General features: G+C 65.5%; 21 protein-coding genes. 2 read left to right on the plus strand and 19 right to left on the minus strand.

Annotated features, from left to right (window positions below):
• Window positions 1-104: 104 nt before the first annotated feature.
• From RTY13_RS09840 to RTY13_RS09900, 13 genes are all read right to left on the minus strand, one after another.
• Window positions 105-230, minus strand: a complete 126-nt coding sequence (locus RTY13_RS09840) for a hypothetical protein (RefSeq protein WP_312783052.1) — start codon at window positions 228-230, stop codon at window positions 105-107.
• Window positions 231-469: 239 nt separating this feature from the next.
• On the minus strand, window positions 470-1,228 hold the full coding sequence (locus tag RTY13_RS09845) for a hypothetical protein (RefSeq protein ID WP_312783054.1): 759 nt from the start codon (window positions 1,226-1,228) through the stop codon (window positions 470-472).
• Window positions 1,229-1,273: 45 nt separating this feature from the next.
• Window positions 1,274-2,218, minus strand: coding sequence for an MBL fold metallo-hydrolase (locus tag RTY13_RS09850; protein ID WP_312783056.1), 945 nt, complete (start codon window positions 2,216-2,218; stop codon window positions 1,274-1,276).
• A gap of 44 nt (window positions 2,219-2,262) precedes the next feature.
• On the minus strand, window positions 2,263-2,865 hold the full coding sequence (locus RTY13_RS09855) for a peptide-methionine (S)-S-oxide reductase (protein ID WP_312783058.1): 603 nt from the start codon (window positions 2,863-2,865) through the stop codon (window positions 2,263-2,265).
• A gap of 45 nt (window positions 2,866-2,910) precedes the next feature.
• Window positions 2,911-3,411: a DNA starvation/stationary phase protection protein gene (locus RTY13_RS09860; protein WP_312783060.1), complete on the minus strand. Its 501-nt coding sequence runs from the start codon at window positions 3,409-3,411 to the stop codon at window positions 2,911-2,913.
• A 173-nt stretch (window positions 3,412-3,584) separates the two neighbouring features.
• Window positions 3,585-3,860 carry a hypothetical protein gene (locus RTY13_RS09865; RefSeq protein ID WP_312783062.1) on the minus strand — a complete coding sequence of 92 codons (276 nt, stop codon included), beginning with the start codon at window positions 3,858-3,860 and terminating at the stop codon, window positions 3,585-3,587.
• A 118-nt stretch (window positions 3,861-3,978) separates the two neighbouring features.
• Complete coding sequence (locus RTY13_RS09870; protein WP_312783064.1) at window positions 3,979-4,260, minus strand: DUF427 domain-containing protein; 282 nt, start codon at window positions 4,258-4,260, stop codon at window positions 3,979-3,981.
• Between the two features lie 60 nt (window positions 4,261-4,320).
• Window positions 4,321-4,593, minus strand: a complete 273-nt coding sequence (gene grxC, locus RTY13_RS09875) for a glutaredoxin 3 (protein WP_312783065.1) — start codon at window positions 4,591-4,593, stop codon at window positions 4,321-4,323.
• Between the two features lie 247 nt (window positions 4,594-4,840).
• Window positions 4,841-5,200 carry a response regulator gene (locus tag RTY13_RS09880; RefSeq protein WP_312783066.1) on the minus strand — a complete coding sequence of 120 codons (360 nt, stop codon included), beginning with the start codon at window positions 5,198-5,200 and terminating at the stop codon, window positions 4,841-4,843.
• Between the two features lie 16 nt (window positions 5,201-5,216).
• The gene (locus RTY13_RS09885) at window positions 5,217-6,821 is read right to left on the minus strand and encodes a GAF domain-containing protein (RefSeq protein ID WP_312783067.1); all 1,605 of its coding nucleotides are present in this window, start codon (window positions 6,819-6,821) and stop codon (window positions 5,217-5,219) included.
• A 127-nt stretch (window positions 6,822-6,948) separates the two neighbouring features.
• Window positions 6,949-8,313, minus strand: coding sequence for an acetyl-CoA C-acyltransferase (locus RTY13_RS09890; protein ID WP_312783069.1), 1,365 nt, complete (start codon window positions 8,311-8,313; stop codon window positions 6,949-6,951).
• Window positions 8,314-8,349: 36 nt separating this feature from the next.
• The gene (locus RTY13_RS09895) at window positions 8,350-9,096 is read right to left on the minus strand and encodes a ferredoxin reductase (RefSeq protein ID WP_312783071.1); all 747 of its coding nucleotides are present in this window, start codon (window positions 9,094-9,096) and stop codon (window positions 8,350-8,352) included.
• The gene (locus RTY13_RS09900) at window positions 9,089-9,694 is read right to left on the minus strand and encodes a sulfite oxidase-like oxidoreductase (RefSeq protein ID WP_312783073.1); all 606 of its coding nucleotides are present in this window, start codon (window positions 9,692-9,694) and stop codon (window positions 9,089-9,091) included. Before RTY13_RS09900 ends, RTY13_RS09895 begins: the two co-directional genes overlap by 8 nt.
• Window positions 9,695-10,239: 545 nt before the next feature.
• Between RTY13_RS09900 and RTY13_RS09905 the strand changes: the two genes are divergently transcribed.
• Both RTY13_RS09905 and RTY13_RS09910 read left to right on the plus strand, forming a co-directional pair.
• On the plus strand, window positions 10,240-10,713 hold the full coding sequence (locus RTY13_RS09905) for a TlpA family protein disulfide reductase (protein ID WP_312783075.1): 474 nt from the start codon (window positions 10,240-10,242) through the stop codon (window positions 10,711-10,713).
• A gap of 85 nt (window positions 10,714-10,798) precedes the next feature.
• Window positions 10,799-12,085: an MFS transporter gene (locus RTY13_RS09910; RefSeq protein ID WP_312783077.1), complete on the plus strand. Its 1,287-nt coding sequence runs from the start codon at window positions 10,799-10,801 to the stop codon at window positions 12,083-12,085.
• On the opposite strand, the gene RTY13_RS09915 is transcribed toward RTY13_RS09910, so the two are convergent.
• From RTY13_RS09915 to msrB, 6 genes are all read right to left on the minus strand, one after another.
• The gene (locus RTY13_RS09915; protein ID WP_312783079.1) at window positions 12,082-12,498 is read right to left on the minus strand and encodes a hypothetical protein; all 417 of its coding nucleotides are present in this window, start codon (window positions 12,496-12,498) and stop codon (window positions 12,082-12,084) included. The genes RTY13_RS09910 and RTY13_RS09915 overlap by 4 nt on opposite strands.
• Window positions 12,499-12,602: 104 nt before the next feature.
• Entirely contained in the window at window positions 12,603-13,193 is a 591-nt protein-coding gene (locus RTY13_RS09920) for a hypothetical protein (RefSeq protein ID WP_312783080.1), read from the minus strand.
• 94 nt (window positions 13,194-13,287) lie between these two features.
• Complete coding sequence (locus tag RTY13_RS09925) at window positions 13,288-14,256, minus strand: magnesium and cobalt transport protein CorA (protein WP_312783081.1); 969 nt, start codon at window positions 14,254-14,256, stop codon at window positions 13,288-13,290.
• The gene (locus RTY13_RS09930; protein ID WP_296173388.1) at window positions 14,253-14,957 is read right to left on the minus strand and encodes a glutathione S-transferase N-terminal domain-containing protein; all 705 of its coding nucleotides are present in this window, start codon (window positions 14,955-14,957) and stop codon (window positions 14,253-14,255) included. The genes RTY13_RS09925 and RTY13_RS09930 overlap by 4 nt, the downstream gene beginning before the upstream one ends.
• A gap of 132 nt (window positions 14,958-15,089) precedes the next feature.
• Complete coding sequence (gene msrA, locus RTY13_RS09935; protein ID WP_296173390.1) at window positions 15,090-15,629, minus strand: peptide-methionine (S)-S-oxide reductase MsrA; 540 nt, start codon at window positions 15,627-15,629, stop codon at window positions 15,090-15,092.
• 1 nt (window position 15,630) lies between these two features.
• Window positions 15,631-16,074, minus strand: a complete 444-nt coding sequence (msrB, locus tag RTY13_RS09940; RefSeq protein ID WP_296173392.1) for a peptide-methionine (R)-S-oxide reductase MsrB — start codon at window positions 16,072-16,074, stop codon at window positions 15,631-15,633.
• Between the last annotated feature and the right edge of the window lie 31 nt (window positions 16,075-16,105).

The following is a 16,105-nucleotide window of genomic DNA, read 5'->3' on the forward strand; positions in this document are numbered from 1 at the left end:
ATCTTCTCCCACCGCATCCGAGGGGCGACAGGCGCGCACGTCTCGTCGATACCGTTCCCGGAAACAGGCCGAACTCAGGCGCGACGGCCACTTCGGCCGTCCGGTCACTTCGACGTCGAGAGCCCGAACGCGACCAGGGTGACCAGGAACAACACGGTCAACGCCGCCAGAAGGACCAGGTTGAGCTGTCGCTTCCGGGCTGCCGCCCGGTCGAGAAGGCGGCGGATCATGCGGAGACAGATCTCGGTCGCGGCATCGAGCGGTGACGGCGTTGGAGGGCCTGGGTTCGACATCCTTGAACTCCTGAGATCGTCAAGCCGGGTCACGGCCTGCTTACGACCCAAGCCGGGGGTTCGCCCGAAGGGCGCCCTTTCCCGGGCTGGGACCACGGTTGATACAGTTGAGCGGCGCCCGGCCGGAGGCGTCGCCTTCCAGGTCCGGAATGACGAAACACCGGGCGCGTCGTCGTTCAATCCATGTCGCCGACGCCGGGCGGCTGCCAACTCCTGGGCGGGAGCTCCAGACTGTCGATCAGGCGTTCCAGGCCTTTGCCGTAGGCCTCCCGAAGCGCGATCCAGTAGGGGTCGTCGGACCTGACCGTGACGAGCCGGGCGCCGGAGAAACTGTCCGCCCGGTAGAGCAGTACGTCGAGGGGGAGGCCCACGGAAAGGTTGCTGCGGATCGTGGCGTCGAACGACAGCATCGCGAGCCTGGCCGCCTCGTCCAGGGTGCATGACCCGGTGAGTGCGCGGTCGAGGATCGGCTTGCCGTATTTGGTCTCTCCGATCTGCAGAAAGGGCGCCCGGCCGGTCGCTTCCACGAAGTTCCCCGCCGAATAAATCTGGAAGAGGCGCGGTGGTTGGCCGGCGATCTGGCCCGAGACCAGCAGGCCGGCCCCGGGCCCGACGAAAGACGTTACGAAGACCCCGTCATGGGCGATCGCCACCCGCAGCTGCTCGCCAACGATCCGTGCCACCTCAAACATCGTGCGACAGGCCTTGATGTCCACCGCGGGGTCGCCGCCGCCGAACGCCTCACACAGCGCCGTGATGACCGCCTGGGTCGTCGCCAGGTTTCCGGCGGACTGGATGGCGACGAACCGGTCCGGCGCAGGCGGCATCAGGTTGAGCTTGCCGACCTCGACGATCTGGTCGAACCCGGCGTTCGACCGGGAGTCAGAAGCGAGCACCAGGCCGTCTTCGAGGAGAATGCCGAGGCAGTAGGTCACCAGGAACCTCCTTGATCCGGTGAGAAGGGAGGCAGAAGGCGAGGCCTACTGCTCAGCAGGCTGGCGGTTGGTGTAGTTGAGCGGCACCCAGGCGTACCCGTCGCCTTCGCGACGGACGTGACCGATCCCGGGGAAGTCCGCGTGCGGCACGGCGATCAAGACCTCGTCCCGCGCGAAGGCGCCGAACGCCTCGGCCCTGACACTCGCGGCCGTCGGCTGGTCCAGGTCATAGGCGATGGTCACTGTGGGATCCGGGAACTGCACCGCCGTGGAGTGGACGAGGTCCCCCACGAAAATGAGCGCCTCGCCGCCGTCCCGCAGGGTGAAGAAGGCGCTGCCCGGCGTGTGGCCCGCATGCAGACTGGAAAATATTCCGGGAAGGACCTCGCCGTCGGCGATGATGGGGCTGACGCGGTCCGCGTCGAGATAGGGCTTCAGCATGGTGGCCGCGCCGTCGAAATACGCCTTGTCGTATCCCGTGCGCTGCTGGGCCGTCGCATCGAAGAAGAAGTCCAGATCAGGCTTGCCGACGTGGACGGTGGCGTTCTCGAAGACCCTCTGGCCGCCCCGGACCAACCCGCCCGCGTGGTCGGAGTGGATGTGGGTGATCAGGATGTCGGTGACCTGTCCCGGCTCGAAGCCGGCGCGCTCGAGACTCGCGATCAGACCGCCTCCGGCGCCGGGGCCGAACAGCTCGCCTGAGCCCGCGTCGATCAGCACCAGTTTGCCCGGCAGCTGGATGAGATAGGCGTTGATCGACGCCTCGACCGGATTGGTCTGGAAATTGAGCTTGAGAAGAGCGTCCGTCTGAGCCGGCGTCCTGTGCTGAAGAAGCGCGTGAAGATCCATGGGCACCGACCCGTCGGAGAGGGCGAAGACCGGTACGGCGCCGATGCGCAGGCGGTAGACGTCGGCGCCCTGCGAAACGACCTGCTGGGCCGAGACGGGCGTCGGACCGGCCAGGGCGGCGGAGAGGGAGAGCGGGCCCAAAAGCGCGAGCGCGAGGGGGAGTAGATTGAAGCGTCCTGAAGCGGTCATCTCGATTTCCTTGGTTGATGATTTAAAGCAAGAGAACTGTCGGGCGCCGTCGCAGCGCCGCCCTGGACCTGCGGCGCCCCACGACTGTTGAGGCTCTGCATGGCGATCGGATCCGCTTCCTGGAGCGCCACCTCTGAAAAGTGTCGTCGGATGAGATCCAGCTTGGGATCGATGTAGCGCCGGCAGAAGGGTCGGCTCGGGTCGGTGCGATAGTAGTTCCGGTAGCGCTCGTCAGAGGGTTTGAACCCTTTGAAGGGAAGGACCAGGGTGTGCACCGGTTTACCGGACGCGTCCCCGAAGCCGATGATCGCCTGTTCGGCTTCGGGTCGCTGGCTGTCCTCGAAGATGTAGATCGCGCTGCGATACTTGCTGCGCGGCGAGCGCGCCCGGGTGGCCGAATGGGTTCTGAGGTGCACCTCGCACAGGGTCGCCAACGGAATGACCGAGGGATCGAAGGTGACGATCACCCCTTCCGACCAGACGTCCGCAGGCGCGTCCGACTGGACAAAGCCCTGTTCGACCTGGGCGACGCCGCGCAACGCCTGGAACACCCCTTCCGTGCACCAGTGGCATCCCCCTCCAAACCCGGCCTTGGCCATCATCGCCTCCCACGTCCGACGTCTGGATGACGCAGGTTTGTCCGGCTAGCCCTGTCGGCTGATCTCGAACAGAAACCAGGCACGGCGCTCCGCTTCGTCCGTCCAGGTGTCGATGAGGCCGGACGTCGCATTGTCTCTCGCCTTGTCCGCGACGTCCTTGGCGCGCCGGAACGACTCGACCATGCGGAGATTGTCGGCGCGGAGCTCCGCCAGCATATCCTGCGGCGACACGAACTCCGCATCGTTGTCCTTGATGGTCTGGTGGCGCGCGATGTCGCCGATCGATCGAATGGTGGTGTTGCCCGTCTTGCGCGCCCGCTCGGCGATCGCGTCGGTGGCGGCCAAAATCTCCGCGGCCTGCTCGTCGAGGAGCAGGTGATAGTCCCTGAAATAGGGGCCGGAGACATGCCAGTGGAAATTCTTGGTCTTCAGGTAGATCGCATAGCTGTCCGCCAGGATGATCTTCAGGGCGTCAGCGACCGTCATCGCCGCGCCTTCCTCAAGATCCGACAACGTCTGGAGAGGCGCGGCGCTGATGGTTGTCATGGCCTGGACTTTCGATCATGGCTCACAGGAGCCGCCGCCGCTTCCCCCAAGGAGCGCGACCGATAGACGATGAGTTTATCCCCCGGCGAAGTCCAATGGCCGGAGAGTATTGTTTTGATACCCCCGAGGCACATGAGGAAGTCCAAGGCGACCGCGAGGCGCTCCACCCGCCGTCAGGGGTTCGGTCTGAACTCCAGCACAAACGCCACGACCTTTTCAGAGGACATCTCGCAGGGCTTCAGCAGCGCTCGATCCGAGGCCGTCCGGTAGAGGTTGAAGCTGACGATGTCGGTTCCGGCCAGCTCGCGGGCGAACAGACTGTTGCGCCGCCCGTCGCCGGATCGCCGGACTGTCACACCGTAACGTCGGCCTTCGTAGACGCCTTCGCCGTATCCCTCTGCAATCTTCGCGAAGGCGGCGTCGAACTCGACATGCTCCGTCTCATCCATCCGTATCGATCCCGTTGACGCGTGAGCGCCACACCGCCGGCGCCGAAGGTCCGGGTCTACAGCCGGCCCGGACCCGGAGAGTTGGAGGCGTCAGTGAATCCGCCTCCCGGCGGGCCTGTCAGCCAACCTCGACGCCCTTCCAGAACGCGACGTGATCCCGGATATGCTCGGAGCCCGGATTGGGCTCAGGATAGGTCCAGGCCGCATTCTGGTTGAGCAGCTTGCCCACGCGAACATGGTAGTAGCTCGCGGCCCCCTTGATGGGACAGACGGTCGTATGCGGGCTCATCTCGAGCAGGCGAAAATCGACCGACGCAGGCGGGAAGTAGTGGTTTCCCTCGACCACGACTGTGTAGCCGCTCGTTGCGATGGTGGTGTCTTCCCAGATTGCTGAAACCAATGGGTTCTCCTCTCGTGTTCAAAAAGCGGCACGGGCCGGGCGACCCGCGCCAGGGGGGCGTCAGGTCGTGGACGGGGTACGCCCAAGAAGCTGGTCAAGCTCGCCTCTGACGTCGAGGGCGAACAGCTCCTCGGAGCCGCCGACAAGCGTGCCGTTGATGAAGATCTGGGGGACGGACGTCCGTCCCGACGCTTCCATCATCGCCTGCCGGTGAACCGGATCCGCCTCGATATCGAGCTCGGTCCATTGCACCCCCTTCTCTTTCAGGAGCGCCTTCGCCCGGCTGCAGAACGGGCACCAGCTCGTGGTGTACATCAGGACATCAGCTGTCATATCGCGTCTCCTGCTTTGGGGCGGCGAGGCCGACCCTGGCGCATCTCTGCGGGGGTTGAAGGTGAAGGCCCGGCCGCCGGCGATGAGAGCCTGAACGCCAAGGGTGTGCTCGCGTACGAAGCGGAAAACCCGTGGCGGCGCCGTCTCACCACGCCGCCCGGCAGCGCTGGACCTGCGCAGACCTGGCCTGGGGCGACCTCTGTGCGCCGACAAAGGTGTAGAGGCCCGACGGCGTCAGGACGGGACGCTAGGCCGCCATTCGTCTCACGGTGTCGAGCACCTGCTCCTGGCGATAGGGCTTCGGAAAGAACGCGACATTCGCCGGGACAGGGTCGTCTGCGGGCCAGGGCCTGCCCGATGTGACGATGATCTGGATGGGTGGCCAACGCGACCGGATGTACGCCGCCAGTTGGATGCCGCTGACGCCACCGGGCATGTCGACGTCCGTGAAGACGACGCGGACGTCCAGCCGATCCTCCAGGGCTGCAATCGCCTCCGTCGCGTTCGGGGCCTGCAGCACCTCGAAGCCCGCGTCCTCGAGCATGTCCGCCGCAAACAGGCGAACAAGCGGTTCGTCTTCGACGACCAGGACGACGGGTTTGGTCATTGCACATCATCCTGTCTCAAGCCTGGGCGAGATAGCGCAGCGACGCTCGCAGATCGGCCGAGAAGCCCGACCGGTCGTAACGAAGGTTCACGCCGCCCGTGCCGGCCAGGCCGACACTGACCAGCTTTGACCCGAAGCCGCGCCGGAAGGGCGGGATCACGACGGGTCCGCCGCTTTCCTGCCAGCGGATCACCAGCAAATCCTCGGCTTCCGCGCTTTCGATGTCCCAGGTGAGCGAAACCTCCCCGTCCTCGTTCGACAGGGCCCCGTATTTGAAGGCGTTGGTCAGAAGTTCGTGCACGATCAGGGAGAAGGAAACGGCGGCCCGGGGTCCGAGCGCGACGGGCGGCCCGTCCAAGGTGCACCGATCCGCAAATGCGACGGTCTCGAGCACTGTGTTCGCGATCGTCCGGAGATCGGCCTGCGTCCAGTTTGTCTCCAGCAGGGCGTCATGCGCGGCGCTCAGCGCAATCAGTCGTCGCTCGAAACCGTAGATCGCTTCACGGTCGGCGACCGTCCTCAAGGTCTGACTTGCGATCGCCTGGACCATCGTCAGGGTGTTCTTCAGACGGTGGGCGATTTCACCGTTGATGATGCGCTGCTGCTGCTCGGCGCGATGTTGCGCCACGCCCGCCTCCAGGCGGTCGGCGGCGCTGCGCAGGAAAGCGATCTCTTCGGGCGGCCAGGCTCGCGGATGAGCCGAATGGACGAAGAGTATGGCGATCGTCTTGCCGTGCTCGCGCACGGGCATGTCGACAAGGGAGCGGACGCCGATGCGCGTCGCGCCTTGCAGATCATGCAGGTTGCGTTCGCCGCCAAGGGCGTCCCAGACGACAAGCGGCTCTCCGGGATCGGGCGGGTCTTGCAGGTGTCTGAAGGTATCGAGGCGGTGCCGGCCGGCGATGCTCGCGACGCCCGGCGCCGTCCAGTCGGTCTCGACGTCGATCGTCTCCACAGTGGCGTCGACCGATCCAAACCCCGCGCGATCCGCCGACAGCACGCGGCCGACGACGCCGGCAGTCGCGAAGGCCATCTGTCCGGCGTCCCGGCTGTTGCGAATGGTGTCGCCGATCTCCACCAGTGCGGTCTGCAGCGTCACCATACGATCGCTCATCTTGGCGGTGCGGCGCAGCTCGAGGTTTTCGCTGGCGAGCCTGGCCAGGGCTCGAAGCATTCCCTTTTCCTTCTCGCCCAGCCCCTCCGGGCGAGGGACTGTGTCAATGACGCAGAGGCGCCCGACCACGACGCCGGAGCGCAGGACCAGGGGCGCGCCGGCATAGGCCCTGAAGTGTCTATCGCCGGTGACCAGAGGGTTGGCCCTTGTGCGGCGATCCGCCGTCAGATCCTCGATCTCGAGGAAGTCGCCCTGGTCGATGTCGATCCTGCAGACCGAGTGTTCGATCTCGGTCTCACGGACGTCGAGCCCGAACCGCGCCTTGAACCACTGGCGATCGGCATCCAGAAGCGTGATCAGTGCGATTGGCGCGGCGCAGGCCTTGGCCGCGACGAAGACCAAGTCGTCGAACGCCTCCTCTTCAGCGGTGTCGAGCACCATCAGATCGGCAAGCGCCCTGGCGCGCAGGTCCGGGCTGGCGCCCTTCATGTCGGAGGCCTGGATCATCGTCCGAACCCGGACAGGGTTTGCGCTGTCCGCCGCCCGGGAGCCATTGGCGAGTGTCGGGCCTGTTCTGACGGGCGCGTGGGGGGGGCCGGCGGGAAGCGGTCGATGGTCATATCGGCGATCCCATTCAGCCGCGTTCCAGCAGGGCGACCGTGCCCTGACCGCCGTCGGCGCAGATGCTGACGATCGCCCGCGAGCCGGGGGGCAAGGCCCAGAGTTCCTTCACCGCCTGGCTCAGGTCGCGCGCCCCCGTGGCGGCGAACGGATGGCCCAGGGCGACCGAGCCTCCGTTGGGATTGACGCGGTCCCAGTCGAAATCTCCCATGGCCGCCCCGACGCCGGCCGTCTCGCGCACCCACTCCGGGTCGGTGATGGCCGCGACGTTCGCCAGGACCTGGGCCGCGAAGGCCTCATGGATTTCCCACAGGGCTATGTCAGAGAAGTCGAGGTTGTTGCGCGCGAGCAGGCGTGGAATGCCATAGGACGGCGCCATGAGAATTCCCTCCATGTGGAAATCCACGGCCGAGATTTCGTAGTCGACGAGCCGGGCGTAGGGGGTTCCCTCCGGAAGTCTCGCCAGACCGTCCTCGGAGGCGACCCAGCAACCGGCGGCCCCATCGGTGATCGGCGAGCTGTTGCCGGCGGTGAGGGTTCCCATCCCGCTCGTGCGGTCGAAGGCCGGCTTCAATGCGGCCAGTCGCTCGGATGAGGTGTCGGCGCGCGGGTTCGCATCACGCGCCAGTTCGGGCAGGGAGACCACCAGATCGTCGAAGAAACCCCGCTCCCAGCCCGCGACGACGCGCTGGTGGCTCTTGAGCGCCCAGTCGTCCTGCGCCTCGCGGGAGATCCGCCAGGCCTTGGCGGTATCCTCCATATGATCCCCCATGCTCTTGCCGGTGATCCGGTTGGCCCAGCCCTTGGTGGGAAGCACATAGTCGGTGGGAGTGAGCGCCTGCAGGGCTGCAAGCGCGGCCATTGCGTCCTTCGCAAAGAGGTCAGTGAGCCGCTTCGACGCCTCGGCGGTCAGGGCGATCGAAGGCCGGCTCATGACTTCGGCCCCCCCGACCATCGTGAGATCCGTCCCCTTGCCCAGCATCCCTGCTGCGGCGACGGCCGCCGTCATGCTGGTGGAGCAGGCCAGGACGACGGAGAAGGCCGGAACCGTTGGATCCAGTTTGGCGTCAAGCCAGGCCTCGCGCGCGATGTTGCTCCAGCCCAAGTTCGGGATCACGGTTCCCCAGATGAGGAGGTCGGGCGTCGCCTGCGCCGCCATCGCCTGCATGACGGGCACGGAAAGGGAGATCGCGTCATAGGCCGCAAGCGCGCCGCCTCCGCGGCCGAAGGGGGTCCGCAGGCCGGGGGCGATGAAGACGGGTTGGGCAAAGCGGTTCATGACGACCTCGATCAGGGTTGGCGCAGCGCGGGAGAGCCGCCACGGCCGGGAGAGCGTTGATCCGGGATCGTGCAGCGCGATCGCATCCGGCGCGCCCATGAGCCTTCAGCCCAAGACCACCGGGTCACCGGGACGCTATCCGCCATAGCGTTCGGTCTTGATGATCGACGGATCAAGGCCGGCCAGGAGCGCGCCGTCGACGGCGATGTTGACGAAGCCGTTGGACCCGCAAACGAAGACGTGTTCGGGCTTCTGCGGGAGGCGGGCGACGACGTCGGCGATCATCGCGCTGTCGATCCGCCGCCCGAAGTCCGAGGCGCGGGCGGGCGTGTCGCGCGTGATCGCCAGGGCCAGGACGAACGTCGGATCGGTCGTCTCGGCGGCGTGGAGCTCTTCCGAGAACAGAACGTCCCCGGCCGTCCGCGCGGAGAGAAGCAGGGCGGTCGGCACGTCCTGGGCCCAGGCGCGACGCTGCCGGATCATCGCCATCAGCGGCACGAGTCCGGACCCCGCGCCGATCAGAAGCACGGGGTCCATGGCGGGCTGGGGCCACAGGAAGTGGCCGCCGAGCGGACCCCGGATTTCGATCTCGTCGCCGACTGCGGCGATATCGTGGAAGAAGCTCGAGACTTCGCCGTCCGGCAGACGCTCGATCGCGAGTTCGAGCGTCGGGGACGAGATCGCCGACGAGGCGATCGAGTAGCTCCGCATCGCGGTGTAGCCGTCGGGCGCGGTCAACCGGACATCGACGTGCTGCCCCGGGATATGGACGAAGGGTCGCTCGGGCCAGAAGAAGAAGCTCTTGATGGCCGGCGTCTGCTGGACGATGTCCGCGATCACGCAGGGTTGCCACGTCGCCAGCTGGGCGCCGGTTTCAGTCATTGGTGTATCTCTGCTCGCGCCAGGGATCGCCGTAGATGTGATAGCCGTGCCCCTCCCAGAACCCGGGCTCGTCGCGGGTCGTGAACTGAAGCGCATTCACCCATTTGGCGGATTTCCACAGGTAGAGGTGTGGGACCAGGAGCCGCGCCGGACCTCCGTGATCGCGCTCGAGCGGCTTGCCGTCGTAGGTGAGGGCAACCATCGCCTTGCCCGAGAGCAGGTCGGCCAGGGGGACGTTGGTCGAATAGTTGTCGTAGCAGTGCGCCAGGACGAAGTCGGTGGGACGATCGAGCCCCGCATCGGCCAGGATGTCCTCGATGAGGACGCCCTCCCATCTGGTGTCCAGCTTGGACCAGGCGGTGACGCAGTGGATGTCGGCCGTCATCCTGGTCTTGGGCAGGGCGTTGAACTCGGCCCAGTTCCAGCTCTTGTGAGGTTTGGGGCCGACCTTGATCGTGAACTTCCAGTCCGCGAGTTCGACGCTCGGCGTCGGACCGGCCGTCAGGACGGGGAAGTTTTCCACGAGATGCTGACCGGGCGGAATCCGCTTGTCCGTGTCGCCGCCTGAACCGCGGCCGGTGAACCCTCTGGTGACCATGCGCCTGTGTCCTCTCGCTGACGACGACAGATTGCATCCGGGTTCACTTCCGATTTCTGTACAGGACCCCAGCGCGAACAGTCGTCGAGTCTGCGGGCCGTGCGAAAATCAGAAAACCGGGTCTGCCGTCAGTATAGAACTGTCTTGAACCAATCTGCGCCGCGACTGTCGTAACTTGACTATAGCGCCCGGCCAGCCTGTTTTCCCAATACCCCTTCGCTATAGTTTTGATAGCGACGTCCCGGGATGCCGGATGCGCAGGGTTCGGCCGGGTCGAAGCGTCGCCGAGGCGTTCGCGCGTCTTCGGCCGCGTCTGACAGGGGAGGGCGGCGAGGCATGGAAACTATGTCGGGCCGCTATTGGCTATGGTCCGGGGCAGGCTTCATAGTCGCGATCACGAGAACTCGTGTTCCGACTACAGGTTCGCAGACGTTCCGATCTGGCGACGAAGACTTCAGGGCGCAGGACGCAGACAAGGCCGGACGTTCGCCCGTCGTCGCCAGTGTCGACCGTCAGCGGGCTTTCACACCCGGCTGGAGAAACCGATGAGCATGGCCGAAGCACAGGCGCCCGAACTACGGGTGCAGCGGTGGATCGGCGAGGATGGCGCCACCCTCGCCGCGCCGCTCACTTTGTCTGATCTCGGGACGGGGCCGAAAATCCTGTTCGCCTTCCAGCACTGGTGTCAGGGCTGCCATGTGCACGGCTTCCCGACGCTGCAGAGGCTGCATCGCGCCCTGGGTCCCAGGGGCGTGGGGTTCGCGGTGATCCAGACCGTCTTCGAAGGCGCGGAGGAGAACACCTTCGAGAAGCTTCGCGTGAACCAGCTCAGGTACGAGCTTCCCCTCGCGTTCGGCCACGATGAACCGGCGGCGGGCACGAGGCTTCCCAGCTTCATGGAGGACTACGGAACAGGTGGAACGCCGTGGTTCGCCGTCATCGACGCCGGCGGCCACATCGTCTTCTCGGACTTCCATCTCGACGCGGACCAGATCGTCAAGGAACTGGAGCAGGGGTAGCCATGCGATGGTCCCCCGTCCTGATCCGCGCCGCAGCACATCAGGCCTTGCGCCCGTTCTCGACATGAAACGGTCGGTCGAGACCATGATGGCGGCCTCCAGGCGCGGCCTCGTGCTCGCGCCGGTGGCGGGCCTGTTGCTGAGCGTCGCCGCCCTGCTCCTGGGAAACGGCCTTCTGGGCACGCTCCTGATCGTGAGGGCCGGCCAGGAGGATTTCCCGGGCGGCGCGATCAGCGCGATGATGTCCTTCTACTTCGCCGGCTTCACGATCGGCGCGCTCGTCCTGCCCCGGATCATCGTGTCGGTCGGCCATGTCAGGACCTTCGCCGGTTTCGCCGCGATCGCGTCGATGACCGCGCTGGTCCACGGCGCGGTCGTGGACCCAGTCGCCTGGATGCCGCTTCGCCTCGTCACAGGCTTCGCCTACGCGGGCATGATCCTGGCGACGGAGAGCTGGCTCAACGCCCATGCCATGCCGTCGACGCGCGGCCAGCTGCTGTCGATCTTCGGAGTCGTGTCGATGGGGTCATGGGCCGTCGGGCAGGGGCTTCTCAACGTCGCACCGCCCGCGGGCCTGACACTGTTCCTGATCGTCTCGCTTCTGATCTCGGCGGCGGTGGTTCCGATCACCCTCCTGCCCACACGTCCGCCGGCCGAGGTGAAACAGCAGCCGGTCGCGTTCAGGGACCTTATCGTCATGTCGCCCCTCGCTGCGGCCGGCGCCTTCCTGGCCGGACTGGCCATCGGCGGGTTCTGGGGCATGGGCCCGAACTTCGGCCAGAGGATCGGCCTGGACGTGGGCGGCATCTCCGCCTTCATGGCCGCGGTTCTGGGTGGAACCCTTGTCTTGCAGTGGCCGCTCGGCTGGCTCTCGGACCGGGTGTCCCGGAACGTCGTAATCGCCGGCGCCGCCCTGGCGTCGGCCGTGGCCGCCGTCGGCGTGGCCTTGGCGGTCCAGGCGCCCCTGCCGCTGCTCCTGGTCGCGGGCGCCCTGTTCGGCGGCTTCGGCATCCCGATCTATTCCCTGTGTCTCGCCGTCGCCAACGACGACCTCCCCCCCGATCGGCTGCTGGGCACCGCGCGAGGGCTTCTGCTGCTCAACGGGATCGGGACAGCCGCCGGGCCGATCATAGGCGGCGCCGTGATGAACCTCGTCGGCCCCGGCGGCCTGTTCCTCTATGCGGCGGCTGTCCTCGCGATTTTGGCGGTGCTGGCCCTTGCCCGCAGGACGGCGCCCCACCCCATCCGGGCGAGAGCCATCCTTTGTCCCGGCACGCCCATGATCACCGGATCCCTGGAGGCGATGATCCGGATGAAGGAGGCGTCGCAGAGCGAGCCGCGCCGCCCGTCGGTCGTCGAGGACGGGGCCTAGGCGACGTCCTCGACGGTGAGGGTGCGGCCATTGAACTCGATGACCTCTCCGGCCTTGGCGCCTTCGATCGCTTCGTAGATGGGCGCCATGGTGGAAATGCCCATGAACTCGCGCCCCTGACACTTGAACCGGTTCGTCGACACCGCGATCACGAACCAGCGGCCAGACAGCTTGACGACCGCGCCTTCGCCCACGGTCGACCTGGGACCGAAATCGATGGTCCGCAGCGTTTCCAGCTTGTCGGCCTGGTCATGGATTGTGTCGTCAAGCGATTCAGCGAAGTCGCTCGCGATCTCAGCCTGCGAATGCACGTGGTTGTCGTTCGGTTCGGATCGATCGATCCGGGCGTCGCAGACATAGTCCTGATAATGTTCGCGAGCGCTGTTCAGCGCGGCCGTCTCCAGCGAAAGCATGGTCTCGCGGATGTGGTCTTTGTTCCAGTCCATCGTTTCCTCGTCGTGTTTCTATGTTTCAGGATAGCGGGCCGGATTGGCCGTGATCGCCTGGGTCGGGACTCTCACAGCCGTGGATCGCTCTGGTCCTCGTCGATGACATCTTCGCCCTGGTAGGGAACCCTGATCAGCCGGGAATCACGAATGATGCTCGTGACCAGCCAGACATAGGACTGCTCGGCGGTGTCGAAGCCGAGAATGCTGTACTCCTGGCCGAACGGACAGGGCGGGAAATCCGGAAAGCCCTCGCGCAGGATGTAACGCGCGGTGTCCTGCTCGAACTCGGCCTTGTAGATTTTGCGCAGCCCGTACTTCATCGGTACGTCCTGGCCGCCGGTCTGCGTTGTTTCCCGGTTCGCCACGAGCCGCTCGGAGAAGTCGGCGTGACAGAGCTCGTCGAAAACGTCGAAGGCGTCGATCAGCAGGCCCTTGTGACCGGTCGCGGGATCCGTGATCGCGTAGATGTTGGAGGCGTCTTCGGCGTCGTCCCCGCTTTCGAGGCGCAGGGCCGCATCGACGTTCAGGTTGCAGGCCTCGAGCGTCGATCCGAGTTCGAGATCGATGAGCTGGCCGTCCTTGACGCGGTATTCGCGGTCGTAGCCCTTGGCGACGAACGACTGCACTGCGTCGATGACGTCGGTAATCTGGGATGTCATGGCTTCACCTTTGTCTGCCGTTGATCTGAGCCCGCCTCGGCAAACGGCGGGCTGTCGTCCGTCGGATGACGGCGAGTGGCGAGAGCGGTGGCGTTCATAGCCATTTGGCCTTCTTGAAGCGCACGAACAGGAACAGGCAGGTCGCCGCCATCAGCCCGAGGACAACGAGCCATCCGTACGCCGAGTTGAGGCCCGGCAGGTGCGTGAAGTTCATACCGTAGATCCCCGCCATCGCCGACGGGACCGCCAAGATCGCCGCCCAGGCCGCGAGCCGGCGGGTGCTCATGCCCGTCCTCTGCGCCTCCAGAAGGCTGCTGAACTCGAAGACCGACGACAGATTCACAAGAAGGCCGTCGACCATGGACTGCACGCGATCGACATGATCGGCGACGTCGTTGAAATACGGCCTCACCTCCTCGCTGATGCAGGGGAAGTGCCCGCGGACGAGCTTTCTGACGACCTCGACCATGCCGCCGAGCGTACGCTGGAAGCGCGTGAGTTCGCCTCTCAGTGCGAAGATCCGCGCGACGTCGGCCCGGTCGAGAACGTCGTCCAGCGACCGCTTCTCCATCTCCAGCACGTCGTCCTCGATCATCTCGAAAATGGGCAGATACTGGTCGACGATCCGGTGCAGGACGGCGTGCAGCACATAGTCGACCCCCTTTCCGAAGAGGGTGGGCGAACCCTCGAGTTGCTCTCGCAAGTTGCCGAGCGCCCCGCCGGCGCCGTGCCGTGCGGTGATCAGGTGGTTGTGTCCGGTGAAGATCGCTGTCTTGCCATAGCGGATCTCGTCGCCGACCAGTTCCGCCGTCTGTGCGACGATGTAGAGCTCGTCATTGTAGACTTCGAGCTTGGGCGGGCACAGCGGGTGCATGGCGTTGTCGATCGCCAGCGGGTGGAGGTCATAGGCCCCCTGAAGCGCGCGGAGTTCGTCGGTGGCCGGGTCGTGGAGCGCGATCCAGCAGAAGCCGGAGCGGCTCTCGTCCAGCGGGACGCGTTCGTCGAGCGCCAATTTCCGGACCCGTTTGCCGGCGTTGTAGTAGTAGGCGGCCAGGACGGTCATGCTGGCCTGGCCGGAATGTTGAGGCCGCGCTGGACCGCGGGCCGGGCGAGGCCACGCTCAAGCCAGATCTGGACGTTCGAGTAGGCATCGACCCCGACGAGTTCGCTGGCGTCGTACATGCCGGTCAGCGCATTCACCCAGCCGAGTGTGGCGATGTCGGCGATGGAATAGTCGTCGACGATCCATTCACGACCCTCCAGCCGGCGATCCAGCACGCCCAGGAGACGCGCGGTTTCGTCTGCGAACCGCTGCCGGGGCCGCTTGTCCTCGAAGTCCTTGCCAGGTCCCCGCAGGTAGACGCCGAGCTGGCCGAACATCGGGCCGATCCCCGACATCTGGAAGAAGATCCAGGCCAGGGTCTCGTAGCGTTGGGCGGGCGCACTCGAAAGGAATTGGCCCGTTTTATCCGCAAGGTAGACCAGGATCGCGCCGGATTCCCACAAAGCGAGGGGTTCGCCTTCGGGACCGTCCGGATCGAGGATCGCCGGGATGCGGCCGTTCGGGTTCAACGCCACGAAGGATGGGTCCTTGGATTCGTTTTTCGCGATGTCGACCAGGTGGGGTTCGTAAGCCAGGCCGGTCTCTTCCAGCATTATCGAGACCTTGACGCCGTTGGGCGTGGGGAAGGCGTACAACTGCAGACGATCGGGATGAGACGCCGGCCAGCGCTGCATGATGGAAAATGACGAGAGGTCCGACATGGTCTGCGATCCTGGTGCTGAGGCGGACGGAAACGACGCCCCTCGTCAAGGCCGGGTCGATGACCGCATCGTCCAATTATGCGGTCATCGCCATTGGGAACCGGGCCGGTGCGGATGCAACGGCCGGGAAGCCTATTCCGCTGCAGATCCGGCGGCAGACTGTGTGGCGTCTGCTGTCTGGCGCTTCGGGATCACCCAGTCGGGCCGGGGGAAGTGGCAGGTATAGCCGTTCGGCCGCTTCTCCAGATAGTCCTGGTGATCCGCCTCGGCTTCCCAGAAATCGCCGACCGGCTCGACCTCGGTGACCACCTTGCCGCCCCACAGGCCCGAGGCGTCCACGTCGGCGATCGTGTCCTCGGCGATCCGCTTCTGTTCCTCGTCAGCGTACCAGATGCCCGACCTGTAGGAGAGGCCGACATCGTTGCCCTGGCGGTTCTTGGTCGTCGGATCGTGGATCTTGAAGAAATACTCCAGGACGTTTCGATAACTCGTCACGGCCGGGTCGAAGATGATTTCTATGCCCTCGGCGTGCGTGCCGTGATTGCGATAAGTGGCGTTCGGGACATCGCCGCCGGTGTAACCGACACGGGTCGAGACGATGCCGGGCTGCTTGCGGATCAGATCCTGCATGCCCCAGAAACAACCGCCCGCGAGAACTGCGCGCTGATGCATATCAAGCCTCCTTCACCTGATCGAGATAGTCGCCGTATCCGCCGGCCTCCATTTCGTCGCGCGGGACGAAGCGAAGGGAGGCGGAGTTGATGCAGTAGCGCAGGCCGCCCTTGTCCTTGGGACCGTCGGGGAAGACATGGCCGAGATGGCCGTCGGCGTGCACGGACCTGACCTCGGTCCGGACCATGCCGTGGGCGGTGTCGCGGACTTCGTTCACGTTCGCCGCAACAATCGGCCTGGTGAAACTCGGCCATCCCGACCTCGAGTCGAACTTGTCCGTGGAAGCGAACAGAGGCTCTCCCGACACGATGTCGACGTAGATGCCCGGCGCCTTGTTGTCGTTGTATTCGCCCGTGAAAGGCCTTTCGGTACCCGACTCCTGGGTAATCCGACGCTGCTCGGGGGTCAGACGGTCAATCGCCGCCTGTGACTTCTCGAACTTCATGTTGGTCTCCAATACTTGTTTAGAGGTCCGT

The organism is Brevundimonas sp. (genome assembly GCF_032055285.1).
Taxonomy (GTDB): Bacteria; Pseudomonadota; Alphaproteobacteria; order Caulobacterales; family Caulobacteraceae; genus Brevundimonas.